The sequence below is a fragment of the Nocardia callitridis genome (assembly GCF_039543305.1).
Lineage (GTDB): Bacteria > Actinomycetota > Actinomycetes > Mycobacteriales > Mycobacteriaceae > Nocardia > Nocardia callitridis.
In genome coordinates this window covers 1-981 of the sequence record NZ_BAABJM010000014.1, presented here as the reverse complement: position 1 = coordinate 981, position 981 = coordinate 1, and the positions used below count along the sequence as shown (strand labels likewise).

The 981-nt window shown below is 64.2% G+C and carries 1 pseudogene; it reads left to right on the top strand.

What is annotated here, in order from left to right:
- Window positions 1–62: 62 nt before the first annotated feature.
- Window positions 63–981: pseudogene (locus tag ABEA50_RS30855) on the top strand (IS5 family transposase).

The following is a 981-nucleotide window of genomic DNA, read 5'->3' as shown; positions in this document are numbered from 1 at the left end:
CTAGGGCGTGTCTCCCAATGGGTTTTGCGGTCTGTGTGCGGTAGGTCGTTGTGGCGGGCATCATGTTCGCCGTGGCTACGGTGGTCGGTGATCGGTATCGGGTTCTGACGGACAGGCAGTGGGAGCTGTTGGAGTTGCTGTTGCCGACTTCCGATGGGCGGGTGGGGCGAAATTTCAGCAACAATCGCCTGGTGGTGGAGGGGATGTTGTTCCGGTTGCGGACCGGGGTGCCGTGGCGGGATCTGCCGGAGGTGTTCGGTCCGTGGCAGACGGTGTGGAAGCGGCATCGCCGGTATGCCGGGGACGGGACCTGGGATCGGGTGCTGGTCGCGTTGACCGCGTTGGCGGATGCGACGGGGAATTTGGATTGGGTTGTGTCGGTGGACTCTTCGATCATGCGGGTGCATCAACACGGAGCGAACAGTGCTCGTGATCGTGAGGCGGCACCCGGCCCGGACGGTGAGTTATGAGCCGGGTGATCATGCCATCGGCCGGTCGCGGGGTGGGCTGACGACGAAAGCGCATCTGGCCACCGACGGCACAGGTCGTGGTCTGGCGGTCCTGCTGAGTGCCGGACAAGCCGGGGATTCGCCGATGATGCCTGCCGTGCTCGACGCGATCGCGGTGCCGCGCCTGTCCGGTGGCCCGCCTCGCTGCAATCCTGATCGGGTACTCGCCGACAAAGCGTATTCGTCGGTGGCCAATCGGAGCCTGTTGCGGCGCAAACGTATCGGTGTTGTCATTCCCGAGCGTGCCGACCAGATCGCCAACCGGAAACGGCGAGGCCGCACCGGCGGGCGACCCTCGGGGTTCGACTCGACCGCCTACAAGGGCCGCAACGTCGTCGAACGTGCCTTCAACAAGGCAAAACACTGGCGTGGCGTCGCCACACGCTACGACAAACTCGCCCTGACCTACCGTGCGGGATTCGTCATGGCTCTTACCGTGGAATGGCTCAAACTATTGGGAGACGTGCCCTAG